Annotated in this window: 15 protein-coding genes and 1 pseudogene; 8 read left to right on the plus strand and 8 right to left on the minus strand. The window is 71.3% G+C overall.

Annotated elements, in window-relative coordinates; all coding sequences use genetic code 11:
• Positions 1–5 precede the first annotated feature (5 nt).
• Both ispF and truD read left to right on the plus strand, forming a co-directional pair.
• Positions 6–473, plus strand: a pseudogene (gene ispF, locus I596_RS07685) (2-C-methyl-D-erythritol 2,4-cyclodiphosphate synthase); the annotation flags it as partial.
• Between the two features lie 80 nt (positions 474–553).
• Positions 554–1,597, plus strand: coding sequence for a tRNA pseudouridine(13) synthase TruD (gene truD, locus I596_RS07690; protein WP_067646061.1), 1,044 nt, complete (start codon positions 554–556; stop codon positions 1,595–1,597).
• On the opposite strand, the gene greB is transcribed toward truD, so the two are convergent.
• Entirely contained in the window at positions 1,573–2,085 is a 513-nt protein-coding gene (greB, locus tag I596_RS07695; protein ID WP_067646063.1) for a transcription elongation factor GreB, read from the minus strand. The genes truD and greB overlap by 25 nt on opposite strands.
• Positions 2,086–2,134: 49 nt before the next feature.
• Positions 2,135–3,649: a helicase HerA-like domain-containing protein gene (locus I596_RS07700; RefSeq protein WP_067646065.1), complete on the minus strand. Its 1,515-nt coding sequence runs from the start codon at positions 3,647–3,649 to the stop codon at positions 2,135–2,137.
• 164 nt (positions 3,650–3,813) lie between these two features.
• Between I596_RS07700 and I596_RS07705 the strand changes: the two genes are divergently transcribed.
• Complete coding sequence (locus I596_RS07705) at positions 3,814–5,343, plus strand: transglycosylase SLT domain-containing protein (RefSeq protein ID WP_083965447.1); 1,530 nt, start codon at positions 3,814–3,816, stop codon at positions 5,341–5,343.
• Between the two features lie 52 nt (positions 5,344–5,395).
• Here the strand turns inward: I596_RS07705 and I596_RS07710 are convergent, their stop codons facing one another.
• From I596_RS07710 to I596_RS07720, 3 genes are all read right to left on the minus strand, one after another.
• Complete coding sequence (locus I596_RS07710) at positions 5,396–5,833, minus strand: hypothetical protein (protein WP_067646066.1); 438 nt, start codon at positions 5,831–5,833, stop codon at positions 5,396–5,398.
• A 254-nt stretch (positions 5,834–6,087) separates the two neighbouring features.
• Positions 6,088–6,927 (minus strand): archaetidylserine decarboxylase, encoded by an 840-nt coding sequence (gene asd, locus I596_RS07715; RefSeq protein ID WP_067646068.1) that lies wholly within the window; start codon positions 6,925–6,927, stop codon positions 6,088–6,090.
• Entirely contained in the window at positions 6,924–7,577 is a 654-nt protein-coding gene (locus tag I596_RS07720) for an SCO family protein (RefSeq protein ID WP_067646070.1), read from the minus strand. The genes asd and I596_RS07720 overlap by 4 nt, the downstream gene beginning before the upstream one ends.
• 64 nt (positions 7,578–7,641) lie before the next feature.
• Here I596_RS07720 and prmB point away from each other — a divergent pair, with 64 nt between their 5' ends.
• The 4 genes from prmB (at position 7,642) to I596_RS07740 (ending at position 11,668) form a co-directional block, all read left to right on the plus strand.
• Complete coding sequence (gene prmB, locus I596_RS07725) at positions 7,642–8,562, plus strand: 50S ribosomal protein L3 N(5)-glutamine methyltransferase (protein ID WP_067646072.1); 921 nt, start codon at positions 7,642–7,644, stop codon at positions 8,560–8,562.
• 2 nt (positions 8,563–8,564) lie between these two features.
• Positions 8,565–9,665, plus strand: a complete 1,101-nt coding sequence (gene aroC, locus I596_RS07730; RefSeq protein WP_067646074.1) for a chorismate synthase — start codon at positions 8,565–8,567, stop codon at positions 9,663–9,665.
• Positions 9,662–10,645, plus strand: a complete 984-nt coding sequence (locus I596_RS07735; protein ID WP_067646076.1) for a 2-hydroxyacid dehydrogenase — start codon at positions 9,662–9,664, stop codon at positions 10,643–10,645. The genes aroC and I596_RS07735 overlap by 4 nt, the downstream gene beginning before the upstream one ends.
• A 270-nt stretch (positions 10,646–10,915) precedes the next feature.
• Positions 10,916–11,668 carry a DUF2884 family protein gene (locus I596_RS07740; protein WP_067646078.1) on the plus strand — a complete coding sequence of 251 codons (753 nt, stop codon included), beginning with the start codon at positions 10,916–10,918 and terminating at the stop codon, positions 11,666–11,668.
• 72 nt (positions 11,669–11,740) lie between these two features.
• On the opposite strand, the gene I596_RS07745 is transcribed toward I596_RS07740, so the two are convergent.
• Positions 11,741–12,163, minus strand: coding sequence for a VOC family protein (locus I596_RS07745; RefSeq protein WP_067646080.1), 423 nt, complete (start codon positions 12,161–12,163; stop codon positions 11,741–11,743).
• A 213-nt stretch (positions 12,164–12,376) separates the two neighbouring features.
• On the opposite strand from I596_RS07745, the gene I596_RS07750 reads away from it, so the two are divergent.
• Entirely contained in the window at positions 12,377–13,237 is an 861-nt protein-coding gene (locus I596_RS07750) for a mechanosensitive ion channel family protein (protein ID WP_083965449.1), read from the plus strand.
• 42 nt (positions 13,238–13,279) lie between these two features.
• Here I596_RS07750 and mtgA read toward each other — a convergent pair whose 3' ends face one another.
• Both mtgA and I596_RS07760 read right to left on the minus strand, forming a co-directional pair.
• Positions 13,280–14,017 (minus strand): monofunctional biosynthetic peptidoglycan transglycosylase, encoded by a 738-nt coding sequence (gene mtgA, locus I596_RS07755; protein ID WP_067651618.1) that lies wholly within the window; start codon positions 14,015–14,017, stop codon positions 13,280–13,282.
• A gap of 75 nt (positions 14,018–14,092) precedes the next feature.
• Positions 14,093–15,166 (minus strand): acyltransferase family protein, encoded by a 1,074-nt coding sequence (locus tag I596_RS07760; RefSeq protein WP_067646082.1) that lies wholly within the window; start codon positions 15,164–15,166, stop codon positions 14,093–14,095.
• Positions 15,167–15,168: the final 2 nt, after the last annotated feature.

A 15,168-nucleotide genomic window follows, 5' to 3' on the forward strand; every position in this document is an offset into this window, starting at 1 on the left:
AGCGCATGCGCATCGGCCAGGGTTTCGACGTCCACGCATTCGGTGCGGGCGACTACGTCATGCTCGGCGGCGTGCGCGTGCCGCACACGCACGGCCTGGTCGCGCATTCGGACGGCGACGTGGTGATCCACGCGCTGTGCGACGCATTGCTCGGCGCCCTGGCGCTCGGTGACATCGGCCGCCATTTCCCGCCGACCGACCCGCGCTGGAAGGATGTGGGCAGCCGTCATTTCCTGCTGCACTGCGCGGCCCTGATGATCGAACACGGCTACGCGCTGGCCAATGCCGACCTGACCGTGGTCTGCGAGCGGCCGCGGATCGGCCCGCATGCGCAGGCGATGCGCGAGAACCTCGCCGCCGACATGGGATGCGCGGTCGGTGACGTCAGCGTCAAGGCGACCACCACCGAACAGCTCGGCTTCACCGGGCGCGGCGAGGGCATCGCCGCGTTCGCGGTGGTCCTGCTCGAACGCCGGCGTCCGGCGATCGCGGTCGAGCCGGCCGATCCGCCGGCGCTGCGCGAGCTGGTCGCCCGCGTCGAGCCGGACGCCTGATGGAATCCTCGCCCTATGCCCACGGCGGGCCGGTGCTGACCGGCGCCCTGCGCGTGGAGCCGGCCGATTTCGTGGTCGAGGAGCGGCTCGGCTTCGAGCCGGCCGGCAGTGGCGAGCATCTCTTCGTCCACGTCGAGAAGACCGGCGCGAACACCGACTGGGTCGCCCAGCAGCTCGGCGCGTTCGCCGGTGTGGCCCCGGTGGGCGTCGGCTATGCCGGTCTCAAGGACCGCCATGCGGTGACACGCCAGTGGCTGTCGCTGCACCTGCCGGGACGCGCCGACCCGGATTGGTCCGCGCTGGCGATCCCGGGCGTGCGCGTGCTCGAGGCTGTGCGCCACGATCGCAAGCTCAAGCGCGGCGCGCATCGCGGCAACCGCTTCCGGCTGCGCCTGCGCGAAGTGGGCGGCGACCGCGACCTGGCAGGCGCGCGCATCGCCGCGATCGCGACGCATGGAGTACCCAACTACTTCGGCGAGCAGCGCTTCGGTCGCGACGGTGACAACCTCGTGCTGGCGCGGCAGCTCTTCGCCGGGCAGCGCCTGCCGCGCCACCTGCGCGGCTTCGCGTTGTCGGCGGCGCGGTCGGTGCTGTTCAATCGCCTGCTGGGCCGGCGCGTGGATGCCGGCAACTGGGATCGCGCGGTGCCGGGCGAGGTCTGGATGCTCGATGGTTCCCACGCGATCTTCGGCCCGCTTGCGTTCGACGCCACACTGGCGGAACGGCTGGCGAGCGGCGACATCCACCCGACCGGACCGCTGTGGGGGCGTGGCGCCTTGCGCAGCGAAGCGGACGTGCAGGCGCTGGAAGCGTCGATCGCCGCGGCCGATCCGGCACTGGCCGATGGTCTGGCGCAGGCTGGACTGGAGCAGGAGCGCCGAGCGCTGCGCCTGCGCGTCGCCGATCTGGAATGGTCCTGGGAGGATGCGACGACCCTGGCCGTCGCCTTCGCGCTGGAGTCGGGTGCCTACGCCACGACGGTGCTGCGCGAGCTGGCCGACTGGCGGCTGGCCGCCGGTCAGTCGCCCGAGGGTGCGTCGTAGCGGATCTGGGCGATCTCGAAGCGCGCCGGCCCCGCCGGCAGCTGCACCTCGAATGCATCACCCTCGCGCTTGCCGAGCGCCGCCCGCGCCAGCGGCGAATCGAGGCTGATCCAGCCGCGTTGCGGATCGGTCTCGTCGGGACCGACGATGCGGTAGCGGCGGCTTTCGCCGTCCTCGTCGTCCACCAGAATCCAGGCGCCGAAATACACCGCGCCGGTATCGGCCGGCATCGCATCAACGACCTTCAGCGATTCGAGGCGCTTGGTCAGGTAGCGCAGCCGCCGGTCGATCTCGCCGAGCTGCTTCTTGCGGTAGGTGTACTCGGCGTTTTCCGAACGGTCGCCTTCGGCCGCGGCGGCCGCCAATGCGGTGACGACCTCCGGTCGCCGCACGCGCCACAGCAGGTCCAGCTGCTCGCGCAGCCGGCGATGCCCCTCCGCCGTGATGACGGCGGTCGACGGCGCTGCCGCCGGTCGCCAGCGGCTCATGGCGACGGCTCCGGCAGGGCGGGTGCCGGCTGCCGCTTCAGGCCGGGCATCAGCGCTTCATGATCGAGCCGAGCACGCCGCGCAGGATCTTGGCGCCGTTGGCGCCGCCGATCTGGCGGCCGATCTGGCCGGCCACGTTGCGCGCGGCCGTCTTGCTCATCGTCTCGAGGATGCCCTGGCGGCGCTTGGTGCCGAGCACCGCGTCCTTGATCGCGTCCATCCAGCCGCGCTCTTCGTCGGGCTTGCCGGCGCGCTTGGCCGTGGTCGCGTCCGGTGCTTCGGTCGCGGCGGCCTCCTCGGCGCGCCGGGCCAGCAGCTCGAAGGCCGACTCGCGGTCTACGGCGGTGTCGTACTTGCCGCCGACCGGGGAGCGTGAGCGCACCGTGGCCCGCTCGGCCTCGTCGATCGTGCCGATGCGGCAGCCGGGCGAGGCGATGAAGGCGCGCTCGACCGGCGTCGGTACGCCGCCGGCGTGCAGGGTGGAGACCAGCGCCTCGCCGACGCCGAGCTGGGTGATCGCTTCGGCGACCTTGATCTTCGGATTCGGGGGGAAGGTCTCGGCGGCGGCCTTGACCGCCTTCTGGTCGCGCGGCGTGAACGCGCGCAGGGCATGCTGCACGCGGTTGCCGAGCTGGCCGAGGATCACCGGCGGCACGTCGTCGGGGTTCTGCGAGCAGAAGTAGACGCCTACGCCCTTGGAGCGGATCAGGCGCACGACCTGCTCGATGCGCTGCACCAGCGAGGCCGGCGCATCGTCGAACAGCAGGTGCGCCTCGTCGAAGAAGAACACCAGCTTGGGCTTGTCGAGGTCGCCGGCCTCGGGCAGCTTCTCGAACAGTTCCGAGAGCAGCCACAGCAGGAAGGTCGAGTACAGCTTCGGCTTGAGGATCAACTGGTCGGCGGCCAGCACGTTGACGATGCCGCGGCCGCTCATGTCCTGGCGCATGAAATCGGCCAGTTCCAGCGCGGGCTCGCCGAAGAACGACTCGCCGCCGGCCTGTTCCAGCGACAGCAGCGCGCGCTGGATCGCCGCGATGGAGGCGGTGCCGATCAGGCCGTACTGCTGCGAGATCGCCTTGGCGTTCTCGGCGGCGTAGCCCAGGATCGCACGCAGGTCCTTGAGGTCGAGCAGCAGCAGGCCCTGGTCGTCGGCGGCCTTGAAGATCACTTCGAGCACGCCCGACTGCGTGTCGTTGAGTTCGAGCAGCCGTGCCAGCAGGGTCGGCCCCATTTCCGAGACCGTCGCGCGCACCGGGTGGCCGAGCTTGCCGTAGATGTCCCAGAACACCACCGGATTGGCGGTGGGGGTCCATTCGAAGCCGAACTTGTCCAGCCGCGCCTTGAGCTTGTCGTTCATCTGGCCGGCCTGGCAGAGACCGGCCAGGTCGCCCTTGACGTCGGCCAGGAAGACCGGCACGCCGAGCTTGCTGAAGCCTTCGGCCAACAGCATCAGCGTCACCGACTTGCCGGTGCCGGTGGCGCCGGCGATCAGGCCGTGGCGATTGGCGTACGGGGTCTCGAGAAAGACCTCCGTCTCTCCTTTGCCGATCAGGATCTGGCTCACGTCGGGTTTCCTTCGGATGGCGGGCGCGGACCGGGCGATTGTAGTCGCAAGCGGTGCCGGTCGAACCGGCCGGTGGCGATCGGCGTCGCGGCGCGCCGGCGTCGGCGGTTGCCGGCACCGGCGTCGGCCGGTAACGTTGCGCGATCCTACGCCGGAGTCCACCGATGATCCTGCCGATCCGAATCTCGATCGTCGCCGCACTGGCCGTTGCCGCCGGCTGTGCCGGCACTTCCCCGCGCAGCGGCAGCAGCGTGCCGGGCAAGGTCAACGAAACCGGCGTCGACGCGCTGTATGCGCGACTGGAAGCCGACGGCCGCCGCTACGAGGCGGGCTTGGCCGCTGCGCGCGACGGCGAAACCGAGCGCGCGCGCACCGAGACGTTGGCGGCGCTGGACGACCTGCGCGCGGCCAGCGCGCTGTGCAGCCGCACGCCCGGCTGCGAGCGTGATCGCTTCGATTCGACCTTCGACCGCCTGCTGCGCCTGCATGTGGACGGCCTCGTCGATGCCGAGCCGATCGCCGACGGCGGCAGCGTCGGCGACGCGCCTGGCGAGCCGGTGCCGGGGCCGGGCGAGTCCTCGCCGGTCGTTGCGGCGCTGCCGGAGCTGGAGCGTTCGATCACCCTGCTGAAGGGGCGCGAGCTGGCCGAGGTCATCGCGGTCAACAGCACCGTCAAGGCGGCGATCGAGCAGTGGCTGACCCAGTACCGCCCGAACCTGGTCGCCGCCTACGTCAACTACCAGTACATGCGCTACCGGATGTGGCCCGAGTACCACAAGGCCGGCCTGCCGGAGGCGGTGCTGTTCGGCATCATGGCCAAGGAGTCGGGCGGCAAGGTCCACGCCGTGTCCCGGTCGGGCGCGTCCGGGCCGCTGCAGTTCATGTACGCGACCGGCCTGCGTTTCGGCATGACCACGGTCGACGGGTTCGACCAGCGCTTCGATCCGGGGCTGTCGGCGCGCGCCAACGCGGCCTACATCAACGAGCAACTGGCCGCCCTGAACAACAATCTGGAGCTGGTGCTGGCGGCCTACAACGGTGGGGAAGGGCGGATGCGGCGCCTGGCGGGCGGCAGCCCGAGTGCCAGCTTCTGGGACCCCAAGCTCTACGCGACCCTGCCGGTGGAGACGCGCGACTACGTGCCGATGGTGCTGGCGGCCGCCTGGCTGTTCCTGCATCCGGACCGCTACAACCTGGAGTTCCCGCGGATCGACGGCCGGCCCGGCGAGATCGTGCTGAAGCATCCGGCGTCGATCAACGAGCTGACGGTCTGCCTCGGCCAGTCCGGCGGCGCGCCGGAGGGCTGGTTCCGCACGCTGCGCAACCTCAACCCGCGCTTCGATCCGCAGCAGCGCCAGCCGCCCGGTACACGGCTGGAGGTCCCGGTCCAGCTCGAAGCCGTCTATGCCGCCAGCTGCGAGACCGGACCCTGGCGCACCCTGGCCGGTGAGCTGCGCGACGCTGCCGTCCCGGCCCGGGCGGTCGCGGCCGCGGCGCGCGAGACCGCCCGCGCGACGGCGCGCACGCAGCAGCGCAACTACACGGTCCGCAAGGGCGATACGCTGGCCGCCATCGCCCGGCGCACGGGATGCGGCACGCCGGGTGACATCGCCCGCGCCAACGGCATCCGGCCGCCGCATTACGCGATCCGTGCAGGGCAGACCTTGCAGTTGCCGGGCTGTTCGAGCCGGTGAGGCGCTGATGGCGGCCGGTCACCGGCCGCCGCATGGCGCGTGGTGACGGCGGTCAGGCGACCTTGGCGCCGGCGCCGAACCACTGGTTCAGTTCGGCCGGCGGCACGGTTTCCTTCAGCGCGCGCAGGGCGCGCAGCACCAGGCGGTGCATTTCCTGCTGGCGCTCGAACGGCGAATCCTTGGTCTCGTGGTAGGCCACGGTCAGCCACAGCGCGATGCCGCGCATGCGGACCTGGGGATTCTCCGAGCGCATGCGCTCCAGGCCGATCTCGGTGCCGGCGCCCCAGGGACGGTACTTGTCCTCGGCCGGCGTGGCGTACAGGTGCGGGAACTCGCTCTTGCTGGCCGCCGAGAACTCCCGCATCGTCAGTGCGGCCAGCTGCTTGCGGGCGTTGGGCGTCAGTTCTTCGATCGCCTTGTCGACTTCACGGAACTGCCGGCGAAGCTGGGTGGCGCGGCTTAGGGCGATGATGCGGATCACGAGACGCATGAAGAACTCCCGTTGACAGGCCGGACATACCCCTGCGGCCGGGCGGAATTCTAGCTCGCGTCGCCTGCGAGTGGCTGTTGATCAAGTCACAAAATGTCAGCAATCGTCACAATTTGACGCGCAAACCGCAGGTACGGTCGAGGACACGATATTCGGGCCGCGCATCGGCCTGGAGCGGCCGGTTCGGGGCGGCGGTCGATCCACCCCGCCGTCCCTGCGCCGGGGGCTGCCAGGTCGCCGGATCGCGGCGCCGGCTAGTCGAACCGGCCGATCGGCTGGCCGACGCGCACCGCCACGAGCGGCTGCAAGCCGGCGTCGAGCGCCGGCCCCGGCGGCAGCAGGACGATCACGGTCGATCCCATGTTGAAGCGTCCCAGTTCGGCGCCGCGCGGCAGGTGCAGGCCGCGGCCGCGCCAGTCGCGACGGATCGGCCGGGACGCATAGGGCGGGATCTCCAGGCCGTTCCACACCGTGGTCACGCTCGACACCAGCATGGCGCCGACCAGCACCACCACGAACGGACCCTTGTCGCCGTCGAAATGGCAGACCAGGCGCTCGTTGCGCGCGAACAGGCGCGGGATGCCGGCGACGGCGAACGGCGCCACGCTGAACAGGCGGCCGGGAACGTGGACGGTCTCGCGCAGGGTGCCGGACAGCGGCATGTGGACGCGATGGTAGTCCCGCGGTGCGAGATAGACCGTGGCGAAGCGCCCGTCGCGGTACGGCGCCGCGGACAGTTCGTCGCCGAGCAGTTCGCCGGCCGTGTAGGACTGCCCCTTGGCCTGCAGGATGCGCCCGTCGGCGATGAGGCCGGCCTGGCTGACCCGCCCGTCGGCCGGACACAGCAGGGCGTCGGCGGGAGCGTCGAACGAGCGCGCGCCGGCTTTCAGCGCGCGCGTGAAGAACGCATTGAAGTGGGGGTAGGCGAAGGGGTCGGGCTGTTCGGTCTCGCTCATGTCCACCGCGTAGCGGCGCGTGATCTGGCCGATCAGGAAGTCCTTCCAGGGAGCCAGCTCCCAGCGGGTGGCCCAGTAGACCAGGCGCGACAGCAGGCGGTGCGGCAGCAGGTGCTGCACGAGCAGGGAGAAGCTCATCGGGCGTGGTCCATCAGGGTGGCGAGGTCGGCCGCGATCGCGTCGGCCTCGAACGGCGGACGGAACAGGCCGACGACGTGACCCTCCGGATTGACGATCACGGCCGAGGCGCTGTGATCCACCGAGTAGGTGCCGTTCTCGAGCGGGCCGCGGGCGTAGATCATGCCGAGCCCGCGCGTCAGCAGCGTGAGCTGCTCGTCGCTGCCGGTGGCGGCGACGAAGTCGGGGCTGAAATAGCCGACATAGCGCGCCAGGATCTCGGGCGTGTCGCGCTCCGGGTCGACCGAGACGAAATCGAAGCGTGCGCGGTCGGTACGGCCTTCGGTCCCGAGCCGATCCCAGACCCGCTTTAAGGTGGCCATCGTGGTCGGACAGATGTCCGGGCAATGGGTGAAGCCGAAGAACACCACGGTCCAGCGGCCGCGCCAGTCGGCCGGCGTCAGCGTCGCGCCGTCGGGCGTGTGCAGCGTGAAGGCCGGTACCTGGCGCGGCTGCGGATAGAGCAGGGCATTGCGCAGCGGCGGCAGGTCGCGCGCGGCCTCCGCGCCCAGCCAGCGGCTGCCGGCCCAGAGGCCGACCGCGGCGGCCACGGCGGCGAGCACGATCAGGGTCGAAACGGACAGGCGTCCGGCGTGGCGTTGGGCGGTCATCACGCGATTATAGCGGGCGCCACCCCCTATACTGTGCGACCTTCCAACGCACCCCGCTTCGTCAATGACCGCCGAACTCGCGACCATCGTCGACTTCATCCGCTATGGCGCCAGCCGCTTCGGGGCCGCCGGCCTGACCTTCGGCCACAGCTACGACAACGCGCTGGACGAAGCGACGCACCTGGTCCTGCACGTGCTGCACCTGCCACCGGACCTGTCGCCGGCCTACGGCCAGGCCAAGCTGACGGCCGGGGAACGCGCCGCCGTGCTGGCGCTGGTCGAGCGGCGCATCGCCGAGCGCGCACCGGTGGCCTACCTGACCGGCGAGGCCTGGTTCGCCGACCTCAAGTTCAAGTCCGATCCGCGGGCCCTGGTGCCGCGTTCGCCGATCGCCGAGATGATCCGCAGCGGCTTCTCGCCGTGGCTGGACGACCGCGCCGTGGAGCGCGCGCTCGATCTTTGCACGGGGTCGGGCTGCATCGGCATCGCGATGGCCGTGCACCATCCGGACTGGCAGGTGGACCTGATCGACGTCAGCGACGACGCGCTGGCGCTGGCTGCCGAGAACATCGCGTTCCATCACGTCGGGCCGCGCGTGCGCGCGCTGCGATCGGACCTGTTCGGCGCGGTCGCCGGCGAGCGCTACGACCTGATCGTCAGCAATCCCCCGTACGTCACCGAGCAGGAGTTCGCGGAGCTGCCCGCCGAGTACGCCCACGAGCCCGCGCTGGGACTGACCGCCGGCGGCGACGGCCTGGATTTCGCGCTGCGCATCCTGGCCGAGGCGGCCGATCACCTGACCGACGAGGGTGTGCTGATCGTCGAGGTGGGCGAAAGCGAGCACGCGCTCGTCGCGCTGCTGCCGCAGGTGCCGTTCAACTGGATCGAATTCAACGTCGGCGCGATGGGCGTCTTCCTGCTCGACCGGGCCGACCTGGTCGAGCACGCCGACGCCATCGCCAGCGCGGCGTCCGCGCGGGGCTGACCGTGGCCGCCAACGCCTTCGGCACGCTGTTCACGGTCACGACGTTCGGCGAGAGCCACGGGCCGGCGATCGGCTGCGTCGTGGACGGCTGCCCGCCCGGGCTGGCGATCGCGCCGGAGGACTTCCGCGCCGACCTGGACCGGCGGGCGACCGGGCGCTCGCGGCATACCTCGCAGCGTCGCGAGGCCGACGAGGTCGAGATCCTCTCGGGCGTCTACGAAGGCCGCACCACCGGGACGCCGATCGGTTTGCTGATCCGCAACACCGATGCGCGCTCGAAGGACTACCGCGAGCTGACCGAGACCTTCCGGCCCGGCCATGCGGACTACACCTACTGGCACAAGTACGGCATCCGCGACCCGCGCGGCGGCGGCCGCTCGTCGGCGCGCGAGACGACGATGCGCGTCGCCGCGGCGGTGATCGCGAAGAAGTGGCTGGCCGAGCGCTACGGTGTGCGCGTGCGCGGCCATCTCGCGCAGATCGGTGCCCTGGTGCCGCGCCGGTTCGACTGGGACGCGGTCGAGGACAATCCGTTCTTCTGGCCCGACCCGGACATGGTCGCCGAGCTGGAAGGCTACGTCGACGCGCTACGCAAGGCCGGCGATTCGGTCGGGGCGCGGGTGACGGTGGTGGCCGACGGCGTGCCCGTCGGCTGGGGCGAGCCGGTGTACGGCAAGCTCGACGCGGAGCTGGCCTCCGCGCTGATGTCGATCAACGCGGTCAAGGGCGTGGAGATCGGTGCCGGCTTCGCGGCCGTCGCGCAGACCGGCACGCAGCACCGCGACGAGATCACGCCGGAAGGCTTCCTGTCCAATCATGCCGGCGGCATCCTCGGCGGCATCGCCAGCGGCCAGCCGGTCGTCGCGTCGATCGCGTTGAAGCCGACCTCCAGCATCCTGGTGCCGGGCCGCAGCGTGAACCTGGCCGGCGAGCCGGTGCAGGTGCGCACGATCGGCCGCCACGACCCCTGCGTCGGCATCCGGGCCACGCCGATCGCCGAGGCGATGGTGGCGCTGGTGCTGATCGACCAGGCGCTGCGGCACCGGGCGCAGTGCGGCGATGTGGGCGAGGTCGCGCCACGCGTGCCGGGAAGCCGGGCGTGAACCCTCGGCGGCCGCGGATCTGGGTCGCCCAGCCGCTGTTCGCCGAGGCGCTGGCGCCGCTCGCCGCCCATGCCGAGCTGATCGTCGAGCCGGTCGAGGGCGTGCGCAGCGCTGCGGACATGGCGGCCGGCCTGCGCGAGGCCGACGCCGCGATCGTCACGATCGGCGAACGCGTCGATGCCGCCGCGATCGCGGGCGCCGGCCGGCTCAAGCTGGTCGCCAACGTCGGCGTCGGCTACGACAACCTCGACCTCGCCGCCCTGCATGCGGCCGGCATCGTCGCCACCAATACCCCCGACGTGCTGACCGAGACCGTCGCCGACTTCGCGTTCGCGCTGCTGCTCGGCGCGGCGCGGCGGGTCACCGAGGCCGAACGCTGGTTGCGCGAAGGCCACTGGCAGCGCTGGTCGTTCGATCGCCTGCTCGGCACCGACGCGCACGGCGCCACGCTCGGCATCCTCGGGATGGGCCGGATCGGCCAGGCGATCGCCCGGCGCGCGCTCGGCTTCCGCATGCCGGTGCTCTACCACAACCGGCAGGCGCTGGCGGCCGACCTCGAGCAGGCCTGCGGGGCGCGCTGGGTGGACTTCGAGACGCTGCTGCGCGAGTCGGACCACCTCGTGGTGGCCCTGCCGTATACGCCGGCGACCCGCCACCGGATCGATGCGGCCGCCCTGGCGCGCATGAAGCCGACGGCCTTCCTCGTCAACATCGCGCGCGGCGGCGTCGTCGACGATGCCGCACTGGCCGCGGCGCTCGCCGGCGGCCGGCTGGCCGGTGCCGCGCTCGACGTCTTCGAGGGCGAGCCGGCCGTGCATCCGGGCCTGCTCGCCGCAGGCAACGTCGTGCTGACGCCGCACATCGCCAGTGCCAGCCTGGCCACGCGGCGCGCGATGGTGGCGATGGCCGCGGACAACGTCCTGGCGGCCCTCGGTCACGGCCCCAGCGCCGGGCATCCGCCGAACGCGATCACGCTCTAACAGCGTGTTGAGAACGGGCTGCTGCCCGTTCCCCAATCGAACGGCGCAAGCAGAGCTTGCGCACCTTCTCCCCGAATCGATCGCTTGTGCGATCGATTCGGTAGCGATCCTCCCCTGGCTCGCACTGGCAGGCTGTTTCTCGACAGCCTGCCGGCGGCGCGGCGCACGCCGGCCCGTGCCGAAGGTCATCCTGGCCGATTGCACATTCGCCGCTTAAACCGATCGGGCATCGTCGGCATCCAAGGCGCTACCCGACCCGAGGAGCCACCCATGTCCATCCGTACCCTGTTCCTGGCTTCGCTGGTGCTGGCGGCGTCGCTGCTGGCGCCGGCGGCTTCGGCCGACATCAGCGTCTGCGACCTGCACAGCGGCTATTCGCTGCGCGTGGAGCCGCAGCAACTGGTGTTCTCGCGCAGCGGCGCCCAGCCGGCCGAGATCGTCCTCGCCGACGGCCGTTTGCGTGTCGACGGCAGTGACGTGGCCCTGAGCGCCGCCGACCGCCAGCGCGTGCGCGACTACGAGCGTGGTGTCCGCGACCTGCTGCCCGAGGTCAAGGCGATCGCGCGCCAGGCGATCGGCGTCGCGTTCGATGCGGTGACCCAGGTCAATGCCGCGTTCGCCAGCGATCCGGCCGACGCCCGGGCCAAGGCGATGCGCATGCAGCGGCTGGCTGCCGACCTCGGGCGCCGGATCGACGCCGGCCAGGACTGGAGCGATGCGGAGGTCGAACGCCTGGTCGAGACCGCCGTGGCCGGACTGATCGGCGATCTGGTCGGCAACGTCACCACGCAGGCGCTGAAGATCGCGTTCACCGGCGACGAGGCCGCGGCGGCGGAACTGGAGGCGCGTGCCGAGGCGATCGAGAAGGGTGTCGAGCAGGCGGTCGAGAAGAGCAGCGCCGACCTGGAGCGGCGCGCGGAGGCCCTGTGCCCGCGGGTGCTCGCGCTCAATGAGATGGCCGGCCAGCTCGACGTGCGCCTGCCCGACGGCTCGCGACTGGACCTGTTCACGCCCAAGCACTGAGGCCCAAACGGCACGTAGCGGCGGCGCGCGCCGATCGCCGGCGTCGCGCAGGTCGCGGACCCGGTTCGGCCGCTACCAGTGCCCGGTGTTCGGCATCGACAGCCACGGTTCGATCGGCGTCAGGGCCGGGCCCTTCTGCAGCAGCTCGATCGAGATCCGGTCGGGCGAACGGATGAAGGCCATGCGGCCGTCGCGCGGTGGCCGGTTGATCGTGACGCCGGCAGCGGCCAGCTGCCGGCAGACGGCATGGATGTCCTCCACCTCGAAGGCGAGATGGCCGAAGTTGCGCGCCTCGCCGTAGTCCTCCGCGTCCCAGTTCCAGGTCAGCTCGATCTCGCCGCGCCCCTGGTCGCCGGGGGCGGCCAGAAAGACCAGCGTGAAGCGGCCGGCCGGATTCTCGACGCGCCGGGTCTCGACCAGGCCGAGCGTAGTGCAGTAGAAGTCCAGCGACTCGTCGAGATCGCGGACGCGGAGCATGCTGTGCAGGAAGCGCATGACACGGACTCCAGGGAGCGGGCAGGTCGCAGATGCTACCGCGTGGGTCCGGCTCATCCCTAGACCGTGTGATCGATCCCCGGGCGGGCCGCGCGCGAAGCGGGCATTGCCCGGGCCGCGCCGGCCGTGGCGTGTCGGCGTGCCCGAAGCCCGGCCGTGCCGCGGCCGCGAAGAGGCTCGATCCGGCGCCACCGGTGATGAGAGGATAGGCGCATGGACTACCTCGAACGCGTGATGCGGTGGCTGCAGTCGGATCATCCGCTGGCCGTCGTGGCGGACTGGTCGCTGAAGCTGGCGCTGGCCCTGCTGCTGTTGTTGATCGGCTGGCGCATCGCACGGCGGCTCGCCGATGGGTTGCGCCGCATGCTGTCGCGGAGCGGGGCCGATCCGCTGCTCGGCGACTTCCTGCGCAACGTCGTCTTCGTGCTGCTGCTGTCGGTGGTGGCCGTGGCGGTACTGGACCGGCTCGGCGTGCCGACCGCTTCGCTGCTCGCCGCGCTCGGCGCGGCCGGCCTCGCGATCGGCCTGGCATTGCAGGCCTCGTTGTCGAACATCGCCGCCGGCGTGCTGCTGATGGTGTTCCGCCCGTTCCGGATCGGCCAGTCGATCGAGGTCGCGGGCGTCAGCGGGACCGTGCAGAACGTCAGCCTGATGCACACCCACCTGCTGACTGCCGACAACCGCGAAGTGATCCTGCCCAACAGCAAGGTCGCCGGCGACGCGATCGTCAACGCCAGCGCGCGTACCACGCGGCGGATCGAGCTCCTGCTCGACATCGGCTCGCAGGAGGACATCGGCCGGGCGATCGAGGAGATCCGTACGATCGTCCAGGCCGATTCGCGCATCCTGGAAAGCCCGGCGCCCGAGGTCCTGGCCCTGGGCCTGACCGAGGGCGGCCTGAAGCTCGCGGTCCGGCCCTGGGTGCGTTCCGGCGACGTCGGCGTGGTGCAGTCGGACCTGCTGCTGGCGATCAAGCAGCGGTTCGACGCGGCCGGCATCCGCCTGCCGCAGCGGGAGCTGGTTTTCAGGCCGGCCGACGCGGCGGCACAACCGGCCCTGCCTCAACGTCCGTAACGCGTTCCGGCGCCGGCCCGCGGTGGGTGGCGACCCTCCGCGTCAGCGGTCGAGGCCGAGATAGGCCGGGCCGCCGAGCTGACGCATCTGGCGTTCGATCCAGCCGGCCCGCTGGCGCACGAACGGCGACGGCGGATCGATGCGGTACTGGCGCGGATTGGGCAGCACCGCCGCGAGCAGGGCGGCCTGGCGGCCGTCCAGCGCCGATGCGGGCCTGCCGAAGTAGTGGCGGGCCGCCGCTTCGGCACCGTAGATGCCGTCGCCGAATTCGGCGATGTTGACGTAGACCTCGATGATCCGCTGCTTGGGCCACAGCGTTTCGATCAGTACCGTGAAGTAGGCCTCCAGGCCCTTGCGCACGAGGCTGCGCCCGGACCAGAGGAACAGGTTCTTGGCGACCTGCTGGCTGATCGTGCTGGCGCCGCGCAGGCGGCCGCCTTCGTCGGCGGCGTCGATCGCCGACCGGATCGCGGCAAGGTCGAAGCCGCGGTGGTCCGGAAACTTCTGGTCCTCGGCGGCGACCACGGCGATCGGCAGGTTCGGCGAGATGTCCGCCAGTGGCCGCCAGCGGTAGTCCAGCGTGAAGCGGCGATCGCCCTCGGCGCCTGCCTCGATCCAGCGCGCCACCATGAAGGCGGACGTCACCGGCGGCACGAAGCGCAGGACCAGCACGCTGAGCACGCTGGCGATCCAGGCCGCCAGCACGATTGCGCCGGCCCAGCGCAACAGGCGCTGCCAGCGCGGGCGACGGGAGGTGCGTGGGCGGATCGCCGATGCCAAGACCACTCCTGCAGGGACCGGGCACGCCCGGCGGAGGAGCGATTATCCCAGCTCCGGCGGGGCGCGAAAGGCCGGTCAGGCCGCGGCGTTGCGCGCGGGCTGCTTCAGGCGCAGTGCCGTGCGTTCGATCGCGTGCCAGGACAGCCCGGCCAGCGCCAGCGTCGGCAGCAGGCAGGCGGCGAAGATCAGCAGCGGCTCGCGCAGGTCGGTCGTCGCGATCAGCACCTGCTGGACCGGAAACCCCCACAGGTAGGTGCCGTACGAAAGATCGCCCAGGCGCCATTGCGGCAGGCGCGGAACATAGACCAGCCAGAGCGTGCCGTAGGCGATCGCCAGCGCCAGCAGCGGCTGGTAGAGCGGCGTGCCGTAGGCGATCCAGGCGGCGGCGATGATCGCCAGCAGCAGGGCGCCGGACAACGGCAGCCAGTGCCGGTTGATGCAGCACAGGGCGCCGAACGCGAAGAACGCGATCAGGGCGGTCTCGATCCCGACCGGCTCCGGACCGGTCAGCGGCCGGTAGAGCCAGCCGCCGGCGAGCAGGACGACGGCGGCAGTGGCCAGCCAGGTACGCCGGGTCAGCAACCCGGCAGCGCCCACGACGGCCACGGCCAGATAGAGCCCGGCCTCGACCGGCAAGGTCCACAGCGAGCCGTTGACGTAGTCGGTCGTGGGGTTCGCGGCGAACACGCCCGGCAGGCGCCATTGCAGGTCGATCAGGCTGGCGTTGCCGGTGATGTACCGCCAGGTGGCCGGCGCGGAGAAATAGTCGGCGATCGGCAGCGACGTGAACACGGCGCCCAGCAGCAGCGCGCACACGGCCACGCACGCGAGCAGCGCCGGCAGGATGCGCAGCGCGCGCGAGCGCAGGAAGTACGCCAGCTGCGGACGGCGCTGCCAGGCCAGGGTGATCAGCAGGCCGCTGATCGTGAAGAACATCATGACGCCGATGAAATGACTGTAGGTCTGGCCGAGCAGGCGCCGCACCGGATCGTGCTCGGCCATGCCGAGGCCGGCCAGCGCGTAGCTGTGCCCGAACAGGACCGCGACCGCCGCCAGCAGGCGCGTCAGCGTCATGTTGTCGCGACCGCTTTCGATCCAGGCGGCGAGCGGACGGCCGCGCAGCCGCGCGAACAGGGTGGACGCCGTCATTC

Origin of the sequence: Dokdonella koreensis DS-123, from assembly GCF_001632775.1 — a bacterium.
Taxonomy (GTDB): Bacteria; Pseudomonadota; Gammaproteobacteria; order Xanthomonadales; family Rhodanobacteraceae; genus Dokdonella; species Dokdonella koreensis.

Coding starts and splice junctions, on each gene's coding strand:
- truD (WP_067646061.1), top strand. CDS start 554: ATGGAATCCTCGCCCTATGCCCACGGCGGGCCGGTGCTGACCGGCGCC.
- greB (WP_067646063.1), bottom strand. CDS start 2,085: ATGAGCCGCTGGCGACCGGCGGCAGCGCCGTCGACCGCCGTCATCACG.
- I596_RS07705 (WP_083965447.1), top strand. CDS start 3,814: ATGATCCTGCCGATCCGAATCTCGATCGTCGCCGCACTGGCCGTTGCC.
- I596_RS07710 (WP_067646066.1), bottom strand. CDS start 5,833: ATGCGTCTCGTGATCCGCATCATCGCCCTAAGCCGCGCCACCCAGCTT.
- asd (WP_067646068.1), bottom strand. CDS start 6,927: ATGAGCTTCTCCCTGCTCGTGCAGCACCTGCTGCCGCACCGCCTGCTG.
- I596_RS07720 (WP_067646070.1), bottom strand. CDS start 7,577: ATGACCGCCCAACGCCACGCCGGACGCCTGTCCGTTTCGACCCTGATC.
- prmB (WP_067646072.1), top strand. CDS start 7,642: ATGACCGCCGAACTCGCGACCATCGTCGACTTCATCCGCTATGGCGCC.
- I596_RS07740 (WP_067646078.1), top strand. CDS start 10,916: ATGTCCATCCGTACCCTGTTCCTGGCTTCGCTGGTGCTGGCGGCGTCG.
- I596_RS07745 (WP_067646080.1), bottom strand. CDS start 12,163: ATGCGCTTCCTGCACAGCATGCTCCGCGTCCGCGATCTCGACGAGTCG.
- I596_RS07750 (WP_083965449.1), top strand. CDS start 12,377: ATGGACTACCTCGAACGCGTGATGCGGTGGCTGCAGTCGGATCATCCG.
- I596_RS07760 (WP_067646082.1), bottom strand. CDS start 15,166: ATGACGGCGTCCACCCTGTTCGCGCGGCTGCGCGGCCGTCCGCTCGCC.